Source organism: Collinsella sp. AF25-2LB (assembly GCF_003458415.1).
Lineage (GTDB): Bacteria > Actinomycetota > Coriobacteriia > Coriobacteriales > Coriobacteriaceae > Collinsella.
In genome coordinates, this window is the sequence record NZ_QRUF01000003.1 from 48,657 (window position 1) to 68,966 (window position 20,310).

General features: G+C 59.5%; 15 protein-coding genes and 2 tRNA genes. 13 read left to right on the plus strand and 4 right to left on the minus strand.

The features are described from left to right. Positions 1-110 precede the first annotated feature (110 nt). A complete protein-coding gene (locus DWY51_RS02330) occupies positions 111-3,857 on the plus strand; it encodes a Spy0128 family protein (RefSeq protein ID WP_117769727.1) in 3,747 nt (1,248 codons plus the stop codon). Continuing rightward, on the plus strand, positions 3,850-5,496 hold the full coding sequence (locus DWY51_RS02335; protein ID WP_158556892.1) for an isopeptide-forming domain-containing fimbrial protein: 1,647 nt from the start codon (positions 3,850-3,852) through the stop codon (positions 5,494-5,496). Before DWY51_RS02330 ends, DWY51_RS02335 begins: the two co-directional genes overlap by 8 nt. Before the next feature lie 228 nt (positions 5,497-5,724). Here DWY51_RS02335 and DWY51_RS02340 read toward each other — a convergent pair whose 3' ends face one another. The 4 genes from DWY51_RS02340 to DWY51_RS02355 all read right to left on the minus strand — a co-directional run bounded on the left by DWY51_RS02340 (position 5,725) and on the right by DWY51_RS02355 (position 8,325). Continuing rightward, positions 5,725-6,870, minus strand: a complete 1,146-nt coding sequence (locus DWY51_RS02340; protein ID WP_117769729.1) for a polymer-forming cytoskeletal protein — start codon at positions 6,868-6,870, stop codon at positions 5,725-5,727. Between the two features lie 106 nt (positions 6,871-6,976). Then, entirely contained in the window at positions 6,977-7,666 is a 690-nt protein-coding gene (locus DWY51_RS02345; protein ID WP_233504599.1) for a trimeric intracellular cation channel family protein, read from the minus strand. 429 nt (positions 7,667-8,095) lie between these two features. After that, a tRNA-Ser gene (locus DWY51_RS02350) sits at positions 8,096-8,186 on the minus strand. Positions 8,187-8,234: 48 nt separating this feature from the next. After that, positions 8,235-8,325, minus strand: a tRNA-Ser gene (locus DWY51_RS02355). A gap of 505 nt (positions 8,326-8,830) precedes the next feature. Here DWY51_RS02355 and rpsF point away from each other — a divergent pair. The 11 genes from rpsF to carA all read left to right on the plus strand — a co-directional run bounded on the left by rpsF (position 8,831) and on the right by carA (position 20,309). Continuing rightward, positions 8,831-9,124 carry a 30S ribosomal protein S6 gene (gene rpsF / locus DWY51_RS02360; protein WP_006235831.1) on the plus strand — a complete coding sequence of 98 codons (294 nt, stop codon included), beginning with the start codon at positions 8,831-8,833 and terminating at the stop codon, positions 9,122-9,124. 48 nt (positions 9,125-9,172) lie between these two features. Beyond that, the gene (locus DWY51_RS02365; RefSeq protein WP_006235830.1) at positions 9,173-9,625 is read left to right on the plus strand and encodes a single-stranded DNA-binding protein; all 453 of its coding nucleotides are present in this window, start codon (positions 9,173-9,175) and stop codon (positions 9,623-9,625) included. A gap of 72 nt (positions 9,626-9,697) precedes the next feature. Next, on the plus strand, positions 9,698-9,964 hold the full coding sequence (gene rpsR / locus DWY51_RS02370; protein WP_006235829.1) for a 30S ribosomal protein S18: 267 nt from the start codon (positions 9,698-9,700) through the stop codon (positions 9,962-9,964). 15 nt (positions 9,965-9,979) lie between these two features. Beyond that, on the plus strand, positions 9,980-10,519 hold the full coding sequence (rplI, locus tag DWY51_RS02375) for a 50S ribosomal protein L9 (protein WP_022094073.1): 540 nt from the start codon (positions 9,980-9,982) through the stop codon (positions 10,517-10,519). 220 nt (positions 10,520-10,739) lie between these two features. Next, positions 10,740-12,137 (plus strand): replicative DNA helicase, encoded by a 1,398-nt coding sequence (gene dnaB / locus DWY51_RS02380; RefSeq protein ID WP_006235827.1) that lies wholly within the window; start codon positions 10,740-10,742, stop codon positions 12,135-12,137. A 93-nt stretch (positions 12,138-12,230) separates the two neighbouring features. After that, positions 12,231-13,517 carry an adenylosuccinate synthase gene (locus DWY51_RS02385; RefSeq protein WP_117769730.1) on the plus strand — a complete coding sequence of 429 codons (1,287 nt, stop codon included), beginning with the start codon at positions 12,231-12,233 and terminating at the stop codon, positions 13,515-13,517. Positions 13,518-13,635: 118 nt separating this feature from the next. Next, positions 13,636-14,940: a phosphoribosylamine--glycine ligase gene (gene purD, locus DWY51_RS02390; protein WP_117716204.1), complete on the plus strand. Its 1,305-nt coding sequence runs from the start codon at positions 13,636-13,638 to the stop codon at positions 14,938-14,940. Positions 14,941-14,961: 21 nt separating this feature from the next. Further along, complete coding sequence (locus DWY51_RS02395) at positions 14,962-15,657, plus strand: NUDIX domain-containing protein (RefSeq protein ID WP_199411347.1); 696 nt, start codon at positions 14,962-14,964, stop codon at positions 15,655-15,657. A gap of 247 nt (positions 15,658-15,904) precedes the next feature. Then, complete coding sequence (locus tag DWY51_RS02400; RefSeq protein WP_117769731.1) at positions 15,905-17,677, plus strand: ABC transporter ATP-binding protein; 1,773 nt, start codon at positions 15,905-15,907, stop codon at positions 17,675-17,677. A 19-nt stretch (positions 17,678-17,696) separates the two neighbouring features. Beyond that, positions 17,697-18,662, plus strand: a complete 966-nt coding sequence (locus DWY51_RS02405; protein WP_117769732.1) for a hypothetical protein — start codon at positions 17,697-17,699, stop codon at positions 18,660-18,662. A 207-nt stretch (positions 18,663-18,869) separates the two neighbouring features. Further along, entirely contained in the window at positions 18,870-20,309 is a 1,440-nt protein-coding gene (gene carA / locus DWY51_RS02410) for a glutamine-hydrolyzing carbamoyl-phosphate synthase small subunit (RefSeq protein WP_117769733.1), read from the plus strand. Position 20,310: the final 1 nt, after the last annotated feature.

The window sequence follows — 20,310 nt, forward strand, 5'->3', positions numbered from 1 at the left end:
CCAATGGGTTCTTGCAATGCGCTAGGTAGGTTCTCGTTGATGTTGGGGTTTGTGTTCGATCCGACGATTCGCCGTATTCCACAACGTGTTGTAGGAATTAGGGGACAACTATGGACACACACCGCTCACGGTCGCTGGGTATGGCGGCCCTGATCTTCATTTTAATTAGCCTCACCGTCGCAGTTTTCCACGGCGCAGCCCCCGTGCGCGCCGATGACGTGACGACGCCGACGCCGATTGAGATCAACGGTGATACGGCAACGGTTGAGGTCAAGCTGTATACCGATGAGAACCATACTCAAGAGCTCAATGGCGCCGTAACGTCTACTTCGAAGCTCTATGGAGCTTTTTCGGCACAATTCAAAAGCGGCGAGGCGCCTTCGCCCGAGAACTATATCGCTGTCTATGAGCTTCCCGGCACCATCGTCGTTGACGATAACGCCGGTGGCAACCTCATGGAGGGCCCGGAGGCGACCGCTGACAAGGCTGGCACGTGGAAAATCGAGGACAATAAGATCATCTTTACGTTTGATAAGAGCTGGCTTGACAAAAACCCTGCGGAAATTTTTGTCGGAGCCAATTTTTCATTTGAGTTAGCAAATAAGAACGCTGGCTCGGACAGCAGTACACCTATCAAGTTCCCCGGTGCGGGATCAATCAATATTCCAACTACGGATGGCGCCGTCAAAGGGGAGAAATCGGGAGCCTTCTCCCAGGGAGCCGACGGCGTGGCCAAGGTCACCTGGTCTGTTAAGCTCACCGTCGAGTCGTACGCTACGAACGTCAAGTTTACTGACAGCCTAGGCGACAACTTTGAGTTTGTGGACGGCAGCTTCACGCTCGATGGCAAGAAGCTCGGCCCGCAGCCAACGATCAACGGTCAGATTGCGACTCTCGACACCTTAGGCAACGTTTCCCAGGGGGAGCACACGATTGCCTATGAGACGAAACTGAAGAGAAGCGTTTCGGTTAACAATGGCGAGTTCATCGATGAGCAGGAAGCGTCTAAGAACACGGCAACGTGGGAGTGGGGCGGCTTGAGCAATCGCCAGAGCGGCTCCGTGACTGCTGCTCCCAGCAAGTTTCGTTACGACATGATCAACAAGTCCAACGGCTCGGGTACACCGTCCGACATCACGTGGACGGTCACGCTCAACCAAGGCGAGATCAAGGCCGACATGAGCGGCTACAAGTTCACCGATACGCTTGACGATAAGCAGGCCTATATGGGGAGCTACACGGTTTACAAGGGCAGCTCGGGGTCGGAGGTTCTTCCGGGCGGCGTGCTTGACTCGTCGCAGAGCTCGTTTACCTACACATTCCCGACCGATCTTGTCGACAAGTACGCCACCTACCGCATCGTCTATCACACAAAGATGAACGATACGAGCTCGTACGATACCGTGCATAACGACGCGGCCATCGAGCGCGAAGGCTCCGTTTCCGGTACCGATGAAGGCAGTTTCACGCCGCAGCTGACGGGTGTTGTGCCGATCACCAAGAGGCTCGTGAGATCCGATGAGGCGGCGACGACGGGCAGGGCGACATGGGAGACGAAGGTCGCGCTGAAGGCGATCGTCAATGCGGTCCATCCAGGCGAGGTGACGGTGAAGGACACGTTTCAGTCGGCATGGTCGCAGAAACTCGGTGTCGACGAAAGCTCCATTACCATTAAAATCGGCAATACCGAGCTGGTTCCGGGCACCGACTGGAGACCAACGACCAGCTATCCGGGTAATGAAACAAAGAAAAACTACGACCTCAAAATCATCGTTACCGACAAAGTGAAAGCCGCTCTCGAGAACGAGGACTACGCCGTTATCACCTACAACACCACATCAGAAGCGCTGTCGGGCTGGTACTCAAACTTTGCGTCGGTCAGCGCGCCGGGCCTGAAATTACAGCGGTCGTTCACCGAACCCGTCAAGTACGTTGTCAACCAAGAAACGAAGCCTGCGGTCGAGAAGCCGAAAGCGGAGTCGAAGGTGTCTTGGGTTGAGAACTTCGATTGGCATACCGTTAACGGCTCGGATGAGAAGGGCGCCTGGATCGTCGACTGGACGGTGTATGCAAACCGCCAAAAGGGTAATAAGGGCGCAAATGGCGAGTTCGAATGCTTTGGAGCTGGAAAGCTGGGCGGGAAACCGCTGAATATCGTTGATAGCCTTCCGGATGGTATGAGCTATGTCGCGAATTCCGCAAAGTTCACGCTCGTGCAGAATCCCTACGAAGAGCATACGGGGCTTGGTCGCGGAAGTGAGGCCAAGACGGTCGTTGATAATCAACAGCTTGCCACCGACAACGTCAGCAGCGCCGGCAATACGGTCACTTTCTCCATCCCCACAACTGGGCTTGGCGACTATGCCGGCTATGCGAAGCTCACATACAAAACAGCGGTCAAGCGCAGCGAGCTCGATGTCTCTAAGAATGAGGTGAAGTTCACCAACTCGGCAAGCGCCGAGTCGGGAGACAAGAAATTCGATACCGGTAGCGGCACCGTCACCATCAAGAACAACGTCATCAAAAAGACTGGTGAGCAAGTCAGTAATAGCAACCGTATTAAGTACACCATTCTTGTTAACGAGTCTGGCGTTGCCCTTAAGAATGGCACTGACTTCCTCGAGCTCGTGGACACCATGGATGCCGAGTGCACGCTGGTGCCGTCGACGCTTAAGGTCTATGAGTGCGTGAACGGTGCCTGGTCACCGCTGACTGATAAGGACTATTCGTCGAAGATGGAACAAGTCAAGGATGAATCTGGCTCGCGTACGAAGTTGACTCTTGAGGTGCCCGACGAGAAATACCTCAAGGTCGAGTACGAAGTTATCCCGACCGGAAACCCCGGTGAAGAGGTGTCTCTTTCCAATACCGCCGAGCTTACGGGTGTGACGGAAGGCTCGGCGATCGACGAGCAAAAATGGACCATCCAGAGCGCTTCTGCCAGTGCGGGCGGCAACGGCTACGATATCACGATGACCAAATACGATGCGCAGCAGGTCGGTGCTACGCTCAAAGGGGCGGAGTTCACGCTCTACAGCGTGAATATGGACCAGGTTGCGGATGACGGAAATGTAGAGAACGCCAGAACGCCGTTTTACGAGGCCGCGACCGACGACAACGGCAAAATCTCGTTCGGCACAAGCGACAAGAAGATGAGTAATTGCGTGCTCTACCAGCTCGTGGAGACCAAGGCGCCTGTTGGCTATGCCAAGGCCGATCCCACGTGGATCATGCTCAAGGGCAGCGCGAGCGAAGAGGATTATCAGGCTGCGCTAACTAAGGCAAAGGACATCGTCGACGGTGCGGAGATCATCGACGATACAAAGAAGGACGAGATCTGGGTCTACGACAACCGCATGACGGGCAAGGCGGTCATTAACGCAAAGAAGGTGCTCAAAGGTGGAACGTTCAAGGAGGGGCAGTTCTCGTTTGCGCTTAAGGATGGCGACGACAGGGTGCTCCAGACGGTGACCAATGATGCCGCGGGCAACGTCTCCTTCAACGTCGACTACAACAAGGCCGGCACCTATACTTACACCATCTCCGAGGTTGTTCCCGAGGGCGCCGACGAGAACAACGTCAAGGACCACATCACCTACGACACAGTCGGGCACAATGTCACGGTTAATGTGACTATCGACAATAAAAATGAGCAGCTCGACACCGTCGTCAAGTATGATGATGACTCCCAGGTGCCGCCGACTTTTATCAACAAGTATTCGACCACGCTTCCTGAGGCGGGCGGGGCTGGCTTGACTATGACGTATCTGGCTGGTGCATCGCTGCTGTGTTTTGCTGCGACATGGATGCATGCTCGTCGCCATCGCGATCGGGATCGAGGTGGTAGCCGTGAGTAGGCTTAACCGCCGCTTGTTAGCTGCCGCGACGATAATCATGGTCGCTATTCTGTCTTTCGCGATTGCCCCTGGGACGGTTCATGCTGCCGATACTGGTGCCATTACGGTGGACGGTACGGTTGCGACGCGGTATGACGCGTACCGGCTCTTTTTGGCGACCGTTGCCGACGATGACGATGCTGGCCAAAAAATTGCAACTGACGTAACGTGGGCGAATGACACGGTTCGTCAAACTGCTCTTTCGGTGCTACATGATGCGGGGCTCGATAGCTCGACATCGACGGCGCAAGAGGCTGCCGAATGGATGAATGCCGACGGGCACATGACGACCACGCTGACAGCAAAACTTGCCAGAGCAATTTGCAAAGTCGGCGTCCCTTCTGTGACCCTTAACGCGGGCACGACGGCCGAGCTGCCCTGCGGCTACTGGCTCATCGTCGCCGACGACGAGGCCATTTCCCAGAACGAGGCCGGCACCGCGCCGATCATGGCCCTGGTCGGCGGCGCCGCCGTCACCGTCAAGCCCAAGGCGGCGACGCCCAAGGTCCAAAAGCACGTGCTGGAGGACAGCACCGCCGCCTGGGGCAAGGCCGCCGACGCCACGGTCGGCGACGACCTGTACTGGCGCCTCTCGGCCACGGTCCCGGCGGGGCTCACCGCCTACGACACCTACACGGTGCAGTTCGTCGACACCATGGGCGCGGGGCTCGACCCCTCCAAGGTGGCCGCGAGCATGCGCGTGTACGCGGCGGCGGGCACGGACGGCGGCTTCGACGCCGTCTCGGCCGGTAAGGACGACCGTGTCGGCACCGAGCCCGCGAAGGGCTGGACCGATATCACGGCCCAGTGCGCCACCAAGGTAGCGGCGGACGGTAAGACCTTCACCGTGCGCACCGGCGACCTGATCGCCGCGCTCGGCGGGGCCGACGCCTTCACCGCGGGCGCCCGCGTGGTTGCTGTCTACAATGCGCCGTTGGGGGCCAACTGCAATCGAGGCGCCACCAAGGGCAACCCCAACGAGGTCTACCTGCGCTACCCGCGCTCTCCCCTCGCCGACCAGTCCGGCGACGTCGGATTCACCCGCACGCCGAGCGATGACGCGTGCGCCTACACCTGGGGTCTCAGTCTGATCAAGCGCTCAAGCTCGGACGATAAACCGATCGCGGGCGCCAAGCTGCGCATCATCGATGACCGCGGGCGCATCCTAACGACTGACGGCTCGTGGTCGACGGATGCCGACGCTTGTGTCACCACGGGCGCGGACGGCCATGTGGAATTGACCGGTGCGGACGCGGACGTCTACACCGTCGAGGAAATCGCGGCACCCAAGGGCTACACCGCCTTTGGGGGCAAGCGTACGGTGACGGTTACGGCCGAGGGTCTGGACGTTAAACAGGTGGCGGCCGCGAAGCCCAAGGTGACTGTATCGGTCGAAAGCCCTCTGCGGGTTGATGCAGCCGATGCCGGGACGGGTTCGATTGAACTGTCAGTGCTCAACACCCCAAGCAAAGAAGTAAGTCGAGGCTTTATGCCCTCGACGGGAGATAGAACGTTGGTGCTGGTGGCGGCTTTGGCTGCCATCGGAGTGGCGGCTATTGTCGCCGCGTTCGTCATCAAGCGAGGAGGAGGTCGCCGTTAAAAATAATTGCCCCCCTTGCTCAATGGCGTACTGCCTCCGTAACGAGTGACGCGCAGGCCTACCGACCCGATGATCATTGGTTTTGAAAAAGTTACTAGAGAACCCTCCATGAAAAAGCGGGGCACCCGGTCGATGCGATCGGGTGCCCCGCCTCGTTTGTTGGTGCAAAGTAACCTGACCCCTTTGCACCACCACAAAGGTGCCTGTCCCCTTTGTGGTGGTTGGCGGCTAAGCGGCGGGGAGTTCCGGCGTATTAGCCGGCTGTTGCGACTTGAGGTGGGCGTTGCGCCAGATGATTTGGATGATGTAGCCGAGTGTAAAGACGAAGGCCACGCCGCTGATGAAGTCGCCTACGAGGGGGATTGCCGTAAGCACGCCCGCGGCGATACCGCCCACGGCTGCCATGGCGTAGCGGTTCTGGTTGTGTCCGACCATGCGGGCGATTGCGCACCCAGCAAAGGCACTCGACACCAACGCGATGCCGATAACGCCGCACAAGAGGGCTCCGGCAAGCGACAGACCTGCGATAGAGATAATCAGCAGTAGGACGGCGGGGGCGATAGCGATCGCACCCAGAAGACCGCTCACCCACAGAGGCATGGGACGCTGGTGGAGCATGCCGGCGGCGCCGGCGGTCGCGCGCGGAAAGACGAGCTCGAGCAGCAGAGCGACAAAGCAGGTCGAGAGGGCAGCGGCGACGATACCGCCGATGACATCGTTGGCGGTGGAAGTATCTTCGTTTTCGGTGCGGTCGATCTTGAGCGCGCCGACCTCGGCTCCCGCGGCGCGCTCGGGGTCCTCGGAGACGTGTGCATTCACGGTGCCGGTGATGTGGGCGTTCTTGCCCAGGATGAGCTTGTCGGCCCAGACCTCGACATCGCCCTCGACGGTGCCATCGATGGTCACCGTATCGCCCGCAAGCGCTGCCGACTTGGTAGAGCCGCGCAGGGCAACCGTCTCGCCTATCGCATAGAAACAGTTGGCGGTGCTGTCGGAATTGAGCACGACATGCTGACCGACGACCGTGACGCTGCCATCAACCGTGGTCTTGGCAATGTCGATGGTGCGCCCCGCAAGACGAATGGCGCCGCCCACCGTGCAGTCGCGGATCGAGAGAGTATCGCCCGCGGCGATGATATCGCGGTCGATGGAGGTGTCGTCCAGGTTGAGGCTCTGACCTGCCCAGTACAGGTCACCTTCGACGCCGGACGGATTGGCGTCATTGTCGGTCGCAAGTACGTTGCCTGCGGTGTCCGTGCCGGCAAGGGCCGTAGCGGGAAGTGCGGTGAGCGCCAGAGCGATGAGCGCGAATAGGATGGTGATGCGGCCCCACGCTTTACTGCGTTGGGTCGACGGGAATTGATTGTGGGGCATAGTGAATCCTTCGTCAGATGCTCGATATGCACCTAACAGGGTACCCAACGCGTGGGCGCTCTAAAAGAACCTCTCGGTTGCATTTCGAAGGATGAGCCCGCGCAATCTACTTTTTGTGGTGCAAAAAGCGCGCTATGTCCTCTTCGGTGGGGCTTTTGATGTCAAAACGCAGCGACAGCCAGCGCAGCCCCATGGTTACCGCAACGCATACGATCAACGCGGTGATGTTGCTGACGACGCCGCTCATGACAAGGCATACATAGCTCGCCGAGCCGGCGATGGCTGCGATGGCATAGAAGTTGGTGCGCTGGAAAATTCCCGGTACCACGCCCATAAAACTGTCGCGCAGCATGCCGCCGCCCACCGCGGTGAAAAAGCCCATCATGATGCACACCGCCGGCGCAAAGCCGTAGACCAGCGCCTTGTCTGCTCCAGTGGCGGCATAGATGCCGACCGAGATGATGTCGAGCAGGGGAATGAGTTTTTCGGGTTTGTCGACGATTGCCGGGAAAATATAGATGATGGCTGCCGTGGCAATGGAAAGCGGGAGCGCCATCGGCTGGTTGAGGATGTAGACGTTGCCCACCTGCAGCGTCATATCGCGTAAAAGACCGCCGCCCAAGCCACAGACCACGGCGAGCGCGACCGCGCCCACCAAGTCGAGCTTGTGCTCGCGTGCGACCAACACGCCCGAGATCGATGCAGCGACAACAGCGAACATCTCGAGCCAAAATGGGATAGCGACCATGGCATCCGTGGCGTGTGAGGTAACAGTCATAGCGGCGACGACGGGCAAGATGGGATCCTTTTGGTTGCGGGTTTAGACAATGCCCGTACATAGTACATGGTTGGCGGGCGTGGTGACCCTATTGCTCGGTAAACGGTCGGGACTGGGAACGGTCATGGGTACCAAACATATACATCAGCCTTCAAAGATGTCGAAAAATGTCGGTTTTGGAGGGTGACGTACATGTTTGAGATTCAAGGCGAAATCGAAAGCAATGGGGGGCGTGGCTGAATAGGAGGGATGTCCAAATTTTGAGCGGAGCTCAAAATTTATGCGGTCGGCTTGCACCGACCGCACTGCGCTAAAAACGCGCCACTGGCGCGTTTTCTTTACGCTCCGCGTCCTGACGGGTTCGAATCCCTCCTCCTCCGCCGTATTTGCTTGTAAGGGACTCTAAACAAAAAAAGCCCCCGTTTTCGGGAGCTTTCTCAACCAAAATGGCGGAGGAGGAGGGATTCGAACCCTCGTGACCTTATACAGGCCAAACGGTTTTCGAGACCGCCGCATTCAACCACTCTGCCACCCCTCCGCGTGGGGTAAAAACAAAGCAGGCTCGAAGGCCTGCTTTGGAATTAACTGGCGGAGAGTCAGGGATTTGAACCCTGGAGACGCTTTTGACGCCTACACGATTTCCAATCGTGCTCCTTCGGCCACTCGGACAACTCTCCGTTAAATGCGAAAGTCAGTATACACGAGGAATCGCAAAGTGCAAACAGAAAAGTTGGCATTTTTTAAAACGCTTGGCCGTGCTTGGCGCTGCAGTGGGGCTTGAGGTGCCAAAAAACGGCTTCCGACCAGCGTGGTTGATCAACTCAATTGTTCAAAAAAGGGTATTCATAAGCGACTTGGCAATGAATTTAAAAATCTTTGGGTGGTGCTGTGGGCCACTGGTATGCATTTTGCGACCACAGCCTTGTGCCCGTTGACCTGCGGCTTGGCTCAGCTTGTCCCCACGGCACCGTATCTTGTCAACAGATCCGTCAAGCTTTTGGTCAGCATTTGGTTGGAATGCGCATGAAACGTCGTGTGAGTATGGGCATATGTGGAGGTCATGAGGTTGTAGCTGCATATTCTTGCAGCCTAGGAGGTTGAAAGATATTATTACCAAGTCTTTTCCTGCTTCAGGCGCACCTTCACGACCTGAAGCCACATTTGCCCAGAGGAGGTGACAATATGAAGGCTTATGAACTGCTGTTCTTTGTTGACCCGTCGCTCGACCCCGAGACTCGTCTCGCTGTTATGAAGCGTATCGATACCACGATCGCTGAGGGCGCTGGCAAGGTCGACTCAGTTGACGAGTGGGGCAAGCGCAAGCTCGCCTACGAGATCAACGACCTCACCGATGGTGACTACACCCTCATCAACTTCCACGCAGATCCTACCCAGATCGCCGAGCTTGATCGCGTCCTGCGCATCACCGACGCTGTGGTCCGCCACATGATCGTCCGTCGCGACGACCAGGAGTAAGACTGTCGTTTTGGACTGGGCTTGTGCCCCAAGAGGAAGTAGTGAGTTATGAGCATCAATCGAGTGAACATCACCGGTAACCTCACCCGCGATCCCGAGCTGCGCGCCACCGCCGGCGGAACCCAGGTTCTGTCCTTTGGCGTCGCCGTGAACGATCGTCGCCGTAACGCGCAGACTGGCGAGTGGGAGGACTATCCCAACTTTGTCGACTGCACTATGTTCGGCACCCGCGCCGAGGCCGTGAGCCGTTTCCTGGCAAAGGGAAACAAGGTCGCGATCGAGGGCAAGCTGCGCTACAGCTCTTGGGAGCGCGACGGTCAGCGCAGGAGCAAGCTTGAGGTCATCGTCGATGAGATCGAGTTTATGAGCTCCCGTGGTGGCCAGGGTGGCTACGATCAGGGCGGTTACGCCCCCGCAGCTCCCGCGCCCGCAGCACGTCCTGCCGCACCGGTGGCTACGCCGCCCGCGGTCGACGTCTACGATGAGGACATCCCGTTCTAAGGGTTGTTCACCTATTTTTGAGTGAGAGGCTGCTTCGGTTCGCCGAAGTTGCCAAATGAAAGGTATTTTGACATGGCTAATGATTTTTCTGCACGTCAGCCGCGTCGTAAGTACTGCCAGTTCTGCAAGGAGAACACTGAGTTCATCGACTATAAGGACACTCAGCTTCTCCGTAAGTACATGACCGATCGTGGCAAGATCAAGCCCCGTCGCGTCACTGGCGCTTGCACGCAGCATCAGCATGACATCGCCAACGCCATCAAGCGCGCCCGCGAGATGGCTCTCCTGCCGTACACCGTCCCCGTGGTTTCCTCTCGTGGCAACCGCGACCGCGGCTAAGAAGGGAGACGCATCATGAAGGTTATTCTTCTCGATGAGATCAAGGGCAAGGGCGGCGAGGGTGACGTCGTAGAGGTCGCTCAGGGTTACGCTGAGAACTTCCTGTTCCCCAAGAAGCTCGCTGTTGCCGCCACCAAGGGCAACCTCAAGCAGCTTGACGAGCGTCGCAACAACATCGCCAAGCGCGAGGCCGTCCGTCTGGCTACCGCCAACGAGACCAAGGCTGCCTTCGAGGGCAAGACGGTCACCGTTGACGTCAAGGTCGGCGACGAGGGCATCCTCTTTGGCTCCGTTACCGCCGCTATGATCGCTGACGCCATCAAGGCTCAGCTCGGTATGGACATCGACCGCAAGCGCGTCGAGCTCGGTAAGCCCATCAAGGTTGCCGGTGCCCACACCGTTGCCATCTCGCTGTACCGCGAGATCAAGGCCGAGGTTGTCGTTCTCGTCGGCGTTACCGCCGAGGAGCTCGCTGCCGAGGCTGAGGTCGAGGAGGCCGCTGAGGTCGCCGAGGCCGAGACCGCCGAGGTCGAGACTGAGGCTGCTGCCGAGTAGCATTTGCTGCAACGCAACAATCTTGTTCTAAGAAGGGCGCTCTGGGAAACCAGGGCGCCCTTTTGTTTTATTTGCGCTGAGTGAGTGTCATGGCGAACGTTGCGTCGAAGTCCTATACACAGGACCGTTCATCCGTTTGGTTCGGTGATGATTGGCGGCGCGCGGCGCGTTTTGGGACCGTGGCTGATACTATGGATGCTCGCAAGCGATATGAATGAGGATGCTCATGGCATACGACGATAGGGAGACCGGGCTGACGGTTGAGGACCGCGGCTCAAAGTTGGGTCTTCCCCAAAACCAAGATGCAGAGGCCAATGTACTGGCCGCTATGCTGCTATCGCCCGAGGTGGTCGAAGAAGCCCAGGTCGAGCTGCAGCCCGATGACTTCTACCGGCCCATTCACAAGACCATCTATACCGCGATGGTCGATATGTACAACAGCCGCATTCCCATCGACTCCATCTCGCTGATCGATTACCTGCGAAGCATCAATAAGCTCGATGCCGTGGGCGGCGAAGCGTACATTTTGGAGTTGATGGGTCAGACCCTGTCGCTCGTCAACTGGCAGCATCATGCCGCCATCGTTCGCCGCGATTCGATGCTGCGTGAGCTGATCGGCGCCACCAACGAGATCAACGCGCTGGCATATAACGCCCCCACCGATACCAAAGAGGTTGTCGAGCTGGCCGAGAGTAAGCTGCTCAAGGTCACGGCACGCGAGGTCAAGTCGAGCTACAAGACGCTGACCGAGTTTATGGTCGAGGCCTATAACGAGGCCGAGGAAGTGTGCCAGGCCGGTGGCCAGGCTGCGGGCGTGCCCACGGGCTTCCCGTCGCTCGACCGCATGCTCATGGGTTTTCGCGAGGGCCAGCTCATCATCATCGGCGCCCGCCCTGCTGTGGGTAAGACGTCGTTCGCTCTAAATCTGGCGCTCAACGCTGCCGCTGCCGGTTATACCGTCGGCTTCTTCTCGCTGGAGATGTCGGGCAAGGAAATTGCCCAGCGCCTGATTTGCGCCTACGCCATGATCTCGATCAGTGACTTCCGCATGGGCCGCATTAGCCCCGAGCAGTGGGCCAATATCAACGAGGCCACGCAGACCTTGTCCAAGCTCGATATTCTGATTGACGATACGCCTGGCACCACAGTGACCGAGATTCGCGCCAAGAGCCGCCGCATGCTCCACAACAAGGAGAAGGCCATCATCATCCTGGACTACCTGCAGCTGGTGAGTCCTCCGCCGGGACGCCGCTCCGAGAGCCGTACCGTCGAGGTCTCCGAGATGTCGCGTGGTCTGAAGATCATGGCCAAGGAGCTCAAGATCCCGCTCATTGCGCTGTCGCAGCTCTCGCGTCAGGTCGAATCCCGTACCGGCAAGCGCCCGCAGCTTTCCGACCTTCGTGAATCGGGCTCCATCGAGCAGGACGCCGATATCGTTATGTTCTTGGACCGCTCCGCCGACGAGGCCGAAGCCTCGCGCGACGATCGACCCGACGAGGGCGTTACGCGTATCGTCGTGGCCAAGAACCGTTCGGGCCCGATCGGCGACGTCGACCTGATGTTCCTGCCGGCATCCACCAAGTTCTATGAGCTTGATGGGGCACATGCCGAGGAGTAGGACAGGCGCCCGTTGCACGGGTATACTGGGAATGTTTTGTGCTTCTGCGTGCCGGCGTGGCGCGTAGACAGTCCATGAATGTAAGGAGTAAACATGCCGTCAACCGTTTTGGTCGGTGCCCAGTGGGGCGATGAGGGCAAGGGTAAGATCTGCGACCTGGTCGCCGGCGACTTCGATGCCGTCGTGCGCTACTCGGGCGGCAACAACGCCGGCCACACCATCGTCGTCAACGGCAAGAAGTACGGCCTGCACCAGGTGCCCTCCGGCATCATGTATTCCGACCATGTGTCGGTGATCGGTAACGGCTGCGTCGTCAACCCCAAGGTTGTCCTTGAGGAGATCGACATGTTTGAGGCCGACGGCATCACCACCAAGAACCTCAAGATTAGCGGCAACGCGCATGTCATCATGCCGTACCACATCGACCTGGATGGCGCCTTTGAGCAGAAGCTCGGCAAGAAGAACATCGGTACCACCAAGCGCGGTATCGGTCCGTGCTATCAGGACAAGATGGCCCGCATTGGCCTGCGCATGCAGGATATGCTGGACGAGGCGCTGTTCCGCGACAAGCTGGAGACCGCTCTCGCCCGCGTGAACCCCGAGCTTGAGCTCATCTACAACCTGCCCACCTACACCGTGGACCAGATTTGCGACGAGTACCTGCCCATGGCCGAGCACCTGCGTCCCTACATCACCGAGACGAGCCTGCTGCTCAACAACATGATCGATGAGGGCAAGGACCTGCTGTTTGAGGGCGCCCAGGCGACGTTGCTCGACATCGACCACGGCACCTATCCGTACGTGACGTCTTCCAACTGCACCGCCGGCGGCGCCATCACCGGCTCCGGCGTGGGCATGAAGAACGTCGACCGCGTGCTGGGCGTCATGAAGGCCTATATCACCCGCGTCGGTTCGGGCCCCATGCCCACCGAGCTTTCCTATGAGTCCGAGGCCGGTCACACGCTGACCGAGGAGGGCTATGAGTACGGTGTGACCACCGGTCGCCGTCGTCGCTGCGGCTGGTTCGACGGCCCCATCGCCAACTACGCCTCACGCGTCAACGGCCTCACCGATATCGCCCTGACTAAGCTCGACGTGCTTTCGGCCTTCGACACCATCAAGGTGTGCGTGGCCTACGACGTCGATGGCGAGCGCTACACCAGCGTGCCCGAGCATCAGGTGCGCTTTGAGCATGCCAAGCCCATCTACGAGGAGCTCCCCGGCTGGAAGTGCGACATCACCGGTTGCCGCAGCTTTGATGAGCTGCCGCAGGAGGCTCAGGACTACGTGGCGTTTATCGAGGATCTGGCACACACCCGCGTGACGTTCATTGGCGTTGGCGCCGGTCGCGAGCAGATTATCAACCGATTCTGGAAGTAATCGGGACTATTTGGTTATTGCGATATACCCCTTTGCAGCCCAAGCGGGCGGCCGAGGGGTATATTTGCTTGCAAAGGGCTCGCGCGGAGCGAGCCATTCATCCATAGAGGAGGCACCCTTGAAGGCGGACACTCAAACCATCGACATCCTGTTGTTGGGCAGCGGCGGCCGCGAGCATGCTTTGGCAGCTAAGCTCGCAGCATCACCGCGCGCCGGCAAGCTCTACATTGCGCCGGGTAACGGCGGCACCGCGAGCTGCGGCGAGAACGTTGTTCTCGACGACTGCGATCCTGCGGCCGTGGCGGCGTTTGCGCAGAGCCACGGATGCGGACTCGTGGTAATTGGCCCCGAGGCTCCGCTCGTGGCGGGCGTGGCCGACGCCGTGCGCGCGGCAGGTATTCCCTGCTTTGGCCCGGGTGCCGAGGGTGCCCAGATGGAGGGTTCCAAGCTGTTCTCCAAGCAGCTCATGGAGCGTGCGGGCATTCCGACGGCAGCCTATGGTTCGTTTACCGACGAGGCTTCGGCTCTCGCCTACGTGCGCGAGCAGGGCGCTCCGCTGGTCGTGAAGGCCGACGGCCTTGCCGCGGGCAAGGGCGTTATCGTGGCGACCGAACTTGAGCAGGCCGAGGAGGCCGTGCGCGAGTGCTTTGGCGGCACCTTTGGCGATGCCGGCAACACCGTGGTTATCGAGGAGATGCTCGTTGGTCCCGAGTGCTCGCTGCTCGCCTTTACCGACGGCAAGACCGTGCGCCCCATGGCCACCTCGCAGGACCACAAGCGCGCCCTCGAGGGCGACAAGGGCCCCAACACCGGCGGCATGGGCGTCTACAGCCCGGTGCCCATCGTGACCGACGAGGAGCACGCCACCATGGTGGCGGTCATGGAGCAGACCGTGGCCGAGCTCGCTGCCGAGGGCATCGACTACCGCGGCTGCCTGTATGGCGGCTTTATGCTCACGCCTGCCGGCCCCAAGGTGCTGGAGTTCAATGCCCGCTTTGGCGACCCCGAGACGCAGGTCGTGCTGCCGCGCCTTAAGAACGACCTGGTCGAGGTCATGCTCGCCTGCGCCAACTGCGAGCTCGATCAGATTGAGCTCGACTGGCGTGACGAGTGGGCTGTGGCCGTTGTCCTGACGAGCGCGGGCTATCCCGGCAGCTACGAGAAGGGCAAGGTCATCACCGGTATCGCCGACGCCGAGGCCATGGAGAACGTGACCGTGTACCACGCGGGCACCGCCGTGGTGGACGGCCAGCTCGTGACCAATGGTGGCCGCGTGCTTGCCGTGACCGCTCTGGGCGACACGTTCGAGAACGCTCGCAACCTTGCCTACGAGGCCTGCGAGAAGATTGATTTTGAAGGCAAGACCCTGCGCCACGACATCGGCCTGCGCGCGCTGCGCGGCCGCGACGCCTGGGATGCCTAAAATCCGAGAGGAATGAGACGGATGGACGAGAAGAACGAAGAGCTCGTGGATGCGCAGATCGTTGAAGAGGGCAGCCGCATGTATGGGCACGCTGAGGGCGAGCCTGGCGGCGAGGTCGCTGACGAGCCGGCGCTGGTGCTGGGCGACGACGACCCGCACGATGCCGAGCTGCACGAGAAGATTCTTTCGGAGGAGTGCGCCTGGAAGGGCAAGATCCTCGACGTCCACCGTCTTGAGGTTGAGCTGCCCAACGGTCGCCGCAGCGCCCGCGATATCGTTCGCCATCCGGGTGCGGCGGCCGTTGTGGCGCTGACCGAGAGTGGCAAGATCGTACTGGTGCGTCAGTACCGCACCGCCATCGACCGCGTGACGGTCGAGATTCCCGCCGGCAAGCTCGATCCAGGCGAGGACCCGCTCGATTGCGCCAAGCGCGAACTGCATGAGGAGACGGGCTTTAGGGCTGGTCGTATTCGCTTTTTGACGTCGATTGTCACGTCCTGTGGTTTTTGCGATGAGATCATCCACATCTACTTGGCTACCAAGCTCGAGTTTGATGCGCCCAACCCCGATGATGACGAGTTTGTCAACGTGGACCTGGTGCCGCTGCACGAGCTGATCGACGCCGTACTCGACGGCAAGATCGAAGACGCCAAGACCGTCGTGGGCGCCTTGGCCTGCGATAGCATCGCGCATCGCCTTGGGGGTGCGGAGCTCTAGGTTACGCGGTTTTACCAAACCGCGTAACGAGTCGACGCTGCAAACGCCCCTAAGCGGCAATCTGCCTTTCAATCGTCGCTCGCGTACCGAAGTACGCGTCGCTCCTCTTTCAAGGCACCTTGCTCGCTTAGGGACGTTTTCGCTGACGCTGCCAGAACATCGGCGTTATGCTTGTTGGGACGCTTTGTTTTCAGCCTGACCGGTTCAACCGGATTTCTCACGCTATTTATTTCTCTTCGAGGATTGCATGTTTAAAAGGTTTCTCTCGTATTACGAGCCCCAGATGGGGCTTTTTGTTGCCGATACTGTTTGTGCTCTGGTGCTTGCTGCCATTGACCTGGCGTTTCCTATTATCCTGCGCAATCTGACCGGCGGGTTGTTTACCCAGGGTCAGGCTGCCATTATGCAGGCGCTCGGTATGATCGCGGTGGGTTTGGTGCTGATGTATGTCATCCGCTGCGCCTGCCGCTATTTTGTGAGCTATTGGGGTCACGTGATGGGTGCGCGCATGGAGTCCAAGATGCGCGAGGACCTGTTCGACCAGTATGAGCGCTTTAGCTTTGCGTACTTCGACCGTAACAGCTCGGGCGACATGATGAGCCGCGTGGTCAACGACCTGTTCGATATCTGCGAGGCGGCGCACCACGTGCCCGAGTGGATCATCATCTGCGGCATCGAGATTATCGGCTCGTTTGTGATCCTCTTTACCATCGCCCCGGTGCTGGCGCTTGCCATGGCTGCGGTGACAGCAGCGTTTTCGGTCATCATGTTTTGGCAGAACATGCGCATGCGCGAGGTCTTTAGCGACAACCGCAAAAAGATCAGCGGCATCAATGCGCAGCTGCAGGATTCGCTGGCGGGCATGCGCGTGGTCAAGAGCTTTGCCAATGAGGAGACCGAGCGCTCTAGGTTCCGCGCCTCCAACAATCGCTATCTTTCGTCCAAGGAGAACATGTATCACGCCATGGGCGTCTATACTGCGACGTATGGCCTGCTCTCGGGTGTGCTCTATGTGATCGTGGTACTGCTGGGCGGCTGGCTGGTCGCCCAGGGACAGCTGCAGGCGGTCGATATGGCGACCTTTGCACTCTATATTTCGCTGTTCTGCACGCCGCTCGAGACACTCGTCAATTCGGCCGAAACGTATCAGAAGGCCATCGCCGGCTTTAAGCGCATGGACGAGGTGCTCTCGACCGCGCCGGATATCCAGGACAAGCCGGGCGCTACGGATCTGCAGGTGACTGCCGGCGCCGTGGAGTATCACGACGTGTGCTTTAACTACGAGGATGTTGAGCTGGGCGAGGGCGATGCCGACGAGCGTCCCGTTATCGACCATATGGACCTGTCCATCAAGCCCGGGCAGACCATCGCTTTGGTTGGCCCTTCGGGCGGTGGCAAGTCCACGACCTGTTCGCTGCTGCCGCGCTTTTATGACGTGGCCGCCGGATCCATTAGCATCGACGGCCAGGACGTGCGCGATGTGACGCAGCAGAGCCTGCGTCGCGCCATCGGCCTGGTGCAGCAGGATGTCTATCTGTTTGACGGCACGATTGGCGAGAACATCGCCTACGGCAAGCCGGGCGCTACGGCAGGAGAGATCGCCGAGGCCGCCCGTCGCGCCAACATCGATGCCTTTATCGAGTCGCTTCCACAGGGCTATGACACGGTCGTGGGCGAGCGCGGCAGCCGTCTTTCGGGCGGACAGAAACAGCGCGTTGCCATCGCGCGTGTGTTTCTCAAGAAACCCAAAATCTTGATCTTGGACGAGGCGACGAGTGCTTTGGATAACGAGAGCGAGGAGGCGGTCCAGGAGTCGCTCGAAGAGCTGGCACGCGGCCGTACCACAATCATCATCGCCCACCGTCTCTCGACCATTAAACACGCCGATGAGATTGCGACCGTTGAGCATGGTCGCGTTGTGGAACGTGGCACGCATGAACAGCTTCTCGCCCGTGGCGGCACCTATGCCCGTTACTATCGAATGCAGTTCGAAGGTGCGCGTGCGCACGAGCTCGACTGATTGATATGACAGGAAGTTTATGGCTGACAAGAACCCTTTGACTCCGGAAGAAGTGACGGAGTTATTCTCCGAAATCGATGCATCCGGTGTCTTGGATCCCACGCTTGCCAAAAAGCGAACCGAGCGCATGCGTGAGAAGGAGGCTGCGGCCAAGCGCGGTGACAAAGCGGCGCTAGCGCAGCTGCGCAGCGAGGACCGCGCGAGCCATGCAAAACATATCGACCCGCTGTCCGAGGATGATCCTTCGGGTTCGCAGGTGAGTCATACCATTACGAAGACCGCGATGGCCGTGGTCATTGGTATTTTGGTGCTGATCGTGGGCATGCAGATTGGCTACGGCGTGATGCGTCGCCTGAACACCGCCAACCTGTCCGAGAGCGTTTCGGTCGATACCGTTTCGACGGCGCTGAAGGGCGGCCTTGAGTGGGGCAACGGCTTTACGCAGTTCCCGCTCGACTTTACCGTCGATGAAGCCGATGAGCGTACGGGCACGGTCGAGGTGACGGTGTTGGACACATCGTCTGCCAACGAGCTCGAGCTGCTGTCCAACGGGCAGATCCAGGCCGCGGCGCTTGCGACCAACGCCCTGCTCAACGACAAGATCGACCGCGTGGTGTATAACGTTCACGCCTATATCGACGAGGATAGCAACATTCAGCACGATTCCTTCTTTGGCATGTTTCCCGCCCAGGGCCACCAGAGCGCCATCCTGACGTTCGTGTGGACCAAGAGCTCATCCAACGCTACGAGTATCGACTGGAAGATGCGCATCGTGAGTATGGATGACACCATCGCCGAGCGCATTCAGAAGCAGGTGAACTCGGTGTCGTCGTTGATTGAGGACCCGGTGGTGAGCCAGACCAAGATTGACGAGGAAAAGGCCGAACGTGACCTGGAGCATCGTCTGCATGGCCGCGAGATTTTCCGCGGCGGCAAGCCCGATCGCACACCGTCCGAACTGCTGGAGCAGGACAAGATAAAATAAGACGCCATCATCCCGCGTGAGCCACAAGCCCCGCGGGATGATTTTTCCGGGACGGGGATTAAAAAATCATTATGCATAGAAAGTCATAATTATCATTTCGTAAACATTTCGATGAAATTAACGCCATGAGGCATGCTTGCGGTTACAATACCGCGAGGCCTAACTGCACACCTTTAAGCCGGTCCTGTGAGACCGGGAAGGAGAACTATGGCGAACAACCATATTGCGGGCGCTGCCGCCCGCACCATCGCGCCCAGCGAGCTGTGCCAGCGTATGCTGGCCAAAACCAGCAAGGGCGCTTGCGGTCCCTGCACCCTGTATCTTGAGGATGGGACCATTTTTTATGGACGCGCATGCGGCGCCGAGGGCACCGCGACCGGCGAAGTCTGCTTCAACACCTCGCTCGAGGGCTACTTTGAGGTCATGACCGACCCGAGCTATGCCGGCCAAATCGTAACCATGACCTATCCGCAGATCGGCAACTACGGTATCGACGAGACCGATGTCCAGTCGGCCTTCCCCGGCGGCGCCGTGCGCCCTGCGAGCGCTCCGGCCATGCGTGGCATGATCGTTCGCGACATGTGCGCCACGCCTTCTAACTGGCGCTCGGCCGTCAGCGTGCCGGAGTACCTGCGCGCTCACGGCATCGTCGCTATCGAGGGCGTCGACACCCGCGCTCTGGTGCGTCACCTGCGCGACAACGGCTCCAAGATGGGCATTATCTCGACCGAGATCTTCGACGTCGACGAGCTTGCCGAGCGTCTGGCCGCAGCGCCCACGCTGGTAGGCGAGAACCTGGTCAAGACCGTAAGTTGCCCCGCGCCTCACGAGTTTGTGGCCGCCGACCTGCCTGCCACGCATGACTTTGCGCTGGCTCCTGCTGCTCCCGCCCGCCACAACGTGGTCGCGTACGACTGCGGTGTGAAGCGCGGTATTCTGGAGGGCCTCGTCCGCGCCGGCTGCGGCCTTACCGTCGTGCCGTGGGATATGCCCGCGAGTGAGGTGCTCGACATGAATTCCGACGGCGTCTTTTTGTCCAACGGCCCCGGCGACCCCGACGCCGTGGTGGAGACCTACGAGCAGGTGCAGCAGCTGATCGGCAAGGTGCCGGTCTTTGGCATTTGCCTTGGTCACCAGATGATCAGCCTGGCCTGCGGCGCCCAAATGGAAAAGCTTAAATTCGGTCACCGTGGCGGTAACCAGCCGGTTATGAATCTGGTGAGCCGTCGCGTGGAGATCACCGCGCAAAACCACGGCTTTGGCCTGCTGTTCCCCAGTCTGGGCAAACTGATTCCGGAGCTTTCCGGCGGCGAAACCGAGCATGCGGCCGATGGCGACCTGCGCGCCTGGGTGCGTCGCGGCATCGCGCCGGTCGTGATGAACGAGCGCTTTGGTCGCATTCGCCTGACACATGTGAACCTCAACGACGGCACCGCCGAGGGCATCCAGCTGCTCGACGCCCCGTGTTTCTCGGTCCAGTACCACCCCGAGGCCTCGCCCGGCCCCACCGATGCCCACTATCTCTTTACCGCCTTTACGCGACTCATGGACGGCGAGGAGAACTACCTGGACATCGACACCGCGAAGGACCGCCTCGCCGGCTGGAATTTCGCCGAGTCCGAGAACGCTGCGACCGAGGAGAACTAAC